This window comes from Desulfosporosinus metallidurans (assembly GCF_001936615.1).
GTDB classification, from domain to species: Bacteria; Bacillota; Desulfitobacteriia; order Desulfitobacteriales; family Desulfitobacteriaceae; genus Desulfosporosinus; species Desulfosporosinus metallidurans.
Window position 1 is genome coordinate 1 of record NZ_MLBF01000121.1, and the last position, 3,293, is coordinate 3,293.

General features: G+C 46.6%; 3 protein-coding genes. All 3 read left to right on the top strand.

Annotated features, from left to right (window positions below; all coding sequences use genetic code 11):
* Positions 1–99 precede the first annotated feature (99 nt).
* The 3 genes from DSOL_RS25740 to DSOL_RS25750 all read left to right on the top strand — a co-directional run bounded on the left by DSOL_RS25740 (position 100) and on the right by DSOL_RS25750 (position 3,100).
* Positions 100–795: a DUF6431 domain-containing protein gene (locus DSOL_RS25740; RefSeq protein ID WP_170871629.1), complete on the top strand. Its 696-nt coding sequence runs from the start codon at positions 100–102 to the stop codon at positions 793–795.
* A gap of 102 nt (positions 796–897) precedes the next feature.
* The gene (locus DSOL_RS25745; RefSeq protein WP_075367549.1) at positions 898–2,289 is read left to right on the top strand and encodes a DDE-type integrase/transposase/recombinase; all 1,392 of its coding nucleotides are present in this window, start codon (positions 898–900) and stop codon (positions 2,287–2,289) included.
* Positions 2,282–3,100 (top strand): ExeA family protein, encoded by an 819-nt coding sequence (locus tag DSOL_RS25750; RefSeq protein WP_083643074.1) that lies wholly within the window; start codon positions 2,282–2,284, stop codon positions 3,098–3,100. Before DSOL_RS25745 ends, DSOL_RS25750 begins: the two co-directional genes overlap by 8 nt.
* Positions 3,101–3,293: the final 193 nt, after the last annotated feature.

Below are 3,293 nucleotides of genomic sequence, written 5' to 3' on the forward strand. Positions count from 1 at the left end.
TTGTGGGCGCTCACTTTAATTGACATTAAAGTGGCGCTTTTTTCTTGCTTAATTTGTCGTTTCTGTAGATAATGGTTGTCATGTGGATAAATGGTTCACATGACAATCTTAAAAAAGGATAAAAGAAAGAGGAAACATCATTGGCCGGCCAGCCTCGTTTCCTCTTTCCCATTGGTTACTACCAATATGATTTTAACTGAAGAACTCTGGACTGTCCAGTCATATATTGAACTATTTAGTGAGGGGTGTCCTACTAACTTACGTCCAACAATATGTCCGCACTGCCAGGAAGCAGTGATGTTGCACAAACATGGAAGTTTTAAAAGAACCGTGTATACCTTATTAGAAGAGTTCATCATATCCATCTACCGGTTTAAGTGTATAGAGTGTGGGAGAGCTACCTCGTTACTTCCTAACTTTGTGATGGAACATCATCAAGTGGCCTGGGACGTCAAAGAAGAAGTGGTCCGTCAACAGTTATCGGGGGTAGCCTTGGCGAAAATCTCGGAAGACCTAGATACCTCGGCTGGAAAGTTTAGTGAGAAGACCCTTTGGCGTTGGACCAAAGCAATACGTGATGAAATTAGAGACTCGTCGTCGGAACTCTGGCGGGTTATTTTAGAGAAACTGCCCCATGTAGAGATTCCCGTTGGTCCGTCAAAGCCAGTTCGAGAACAGGCCTGGTTGTTTAGGACGTGGGAACAAGTAAGATCGATGGTGCCGGGATATAGGAACATTGGTCTTCTTGCCTGGCTCTACCAGATTAAACGCTCAAGGGCGGTGACGGTCGGGTAGCTTAATCCCACAAATGTTGTCCATGGTGTGGCGCAACTTTTTCAAGCAGAATAGCGGTAGGGGCAATCCCGCCTAGATTTATGCTTGAAGGAGTGAGAAACCATGGATTTTCCGACCGATGAACAGGTAGCAGCGTTTCGTTATGGTTTAATAGCACCGATTGTATCTCGTCAGACCCCGATGATTCCCGGGGAGCTGAAGCGTCAGCTTGAACAAATTGCCGCGCAAAGTTATACGATTCCTGGCAGTCATAAGACTCAGGTCAGTGTACGCACGCTTGAGCGCTTTATGGCAAACTACAGAAAAGACAATTGGGACGGGCTTAAACCCAAAAAGCGTCCTCAGAAAAATGCCATAGCCTTACCAGCTCCCGTCTTACAAAAGGCGATTGAGCTACGCCGTGAACGTCCCGAGCGTAGTGTGGAACAGATTATCTACCTATTGGAACATAGCGGTATGGCTTCGGAGGGAACTCTGGCCCCCAGTACCTTATCTCGGCACTTGCGCAAGGCAGGTGTCAGCCGCCAGGAACTCTTGCAGGCTGTGGAATCATCGAGAGGTCATCGACGCTTCGAAGTGGAAGATGTTCATCTCATGTGGCAGGCGGATTTTCAACATACCCTTTATTTACCGGACCCACTCAATCCAAAGAAACGTAAAAAAGCGATGTTATTCGCCATCATTGATGATTTCTCTAGGGCAATTGTCCATGGAGAATTCTACTGGGATGAGAAATTGCCTCGTTTAGAAGATGCCCTAAAAAAAGCGATCTTGCGCCACGGAGTGCCCGCTCAGTTTTATTGCGATAATGGAAGCGTTTTTTCATCCCACCATTTGGTTCGGATCTGTGCCAAGTTAAACATTAAACTTTCCCACTCGCGTCCATACAAGCCCCAAGGTCGAGGGAAGATTGAGAGGTTCTTCAGATTTATTGATACAAGCTTCAGACCAGAGGCCCATGTGCAGATTGGAAATGGTAGCCTTACCACGTTAAAACAGTTAAATGAGGCCTTTACATCCTGGTTAGAAGGGTACTACCACTTGCGTAAGCATGGTAGCACCGGTCAATCTCCTAATGATAGGGCAGCGAGTCTTAAACGGACAATGCGCCGGGTATCGATGACTGAACTGACTGAGATCTTCCTTTGGGAAGAATCGCGGAAGGTGGATAAGGCGGGCTGTGTCAGTGTCTTCGGTAATATCTTCGAGGTCCCATCTCATCTTTCTAGTCAAACAGTCACACTTCGTTTTGACCCCTACGATCTCAGCGTAATGCAAGTTTGGCATGAAGGAAACCGGCTAACCGATGCTCGACTTCTCGATTTAAATCGTAGTATCCATGAACGGGTCAAATCGAGATCCAAGGTCGAAAAGCAGGAGGAAGCCCCGGTGTCTGGGTTGAATTTCTTCAAGTTGGCGGAAGAAAAACGCCGGAGCACATGGGCCCAAGAAGCTTTAAATTTTGGGCCAAAACAGGAGGTAACCCATGACTGATCTGCCAAGTTCTACCCAACTAATTCCCTTTTCTCGTTCTCCCATGAAAGATATGTTCTTTGAGGCCGGTGCTTATGCTGAAGCGCTAGCTCGCTTACAGTTGATGGTTGCAAATTCTGGTTTAGGAGTCCTTACAGGAGAAGTTGGCAGTGGCAAATCGACCCTCCTCCGCCGTCTAGGGCAGACCTTGGACCCTGTTCGGTACCAAATGATCTATCTAAGTCGTGCGGGAATGAAACCACGGGATTTTTATGGAGAATTATTGCGTGAGCTTGGAGAAGAACCGCCTTTTTCCCTAGCTAAGTCCAAACGTTTACTCGAACATGTATTAACTGATCGGTCTATTCAAGGAAAAAAATTCTTGATTTTGGTGATTGATGAAGCCCAAGATATTAGTCCTTCCATGTTACTAGAGCTTCGGTTTGCTTTAAATCACCAGATGGATTCCGCATCCTTGTTTTCCATCATCCTCGTTGGGCAGCCCGAGCTACGGCGCACCTTACGAATGAACAAATATGAGGCCATTGCCCAGCGCATTCACCTTCAGTACCACCTGAGTGGACTTAACGTCCAAGAAACGGCGGCTTATATTCGGCATCAAATGAAGAATGCTAGTATGACCACCCCTGTCTTTTCTGATAGTGCTCTCGCTCTCATCCACTCAGAGACGAAGGGCATTCCACGGCTGATTAACACGATTTGTACCCATGCTCTCTATGAGGCTAAGAGAAACGGGAGCGAGGTTGTTGAGGATGCTCAAATCGGGCGGATTTTAGCGGATGCTGAACGGCAACGTGGTACCGCTATGTAGATTCTATCCACATTATCCCCAATATACACATGGATTGGCATGTGTGTATTGGGGATTTTCCTTATTCACATGAACTGATATTATTAGAGATAAGTATTGACGGTAGAATTCTACTGGCATTGGCGTGTTGTCAGCACCTTTCTTCCGCCATTGGCAGTGAGATACACGCCGTCATTTTAGGTGAGAAGCGACA

Excerpts from the sequence above, each read along its gene's own strand:
- DSOL_RS25740 (WP_170871629.1), top strand. The coding sequence starts at position 100 with ATGACAATCTTAAAAAAGGATAAAAGAAAGAGGAAACATCATTGGCCG.
- DSOL_RS25745 (WP_075367549.1), top strand. The coding sequence starts at position 898 with ATGGATTTTCCGACCGATGAACAGGTAGCAGCGTTTCGTTATGGTTTA.
- DSOL_RS25750 (WP_083643074.1), top strand. The coding sequence starts at position 2,282 with ATGACTGATCTGCCAAGTTCTACCCAACTAATTCCCTTTTCTCGTTCT.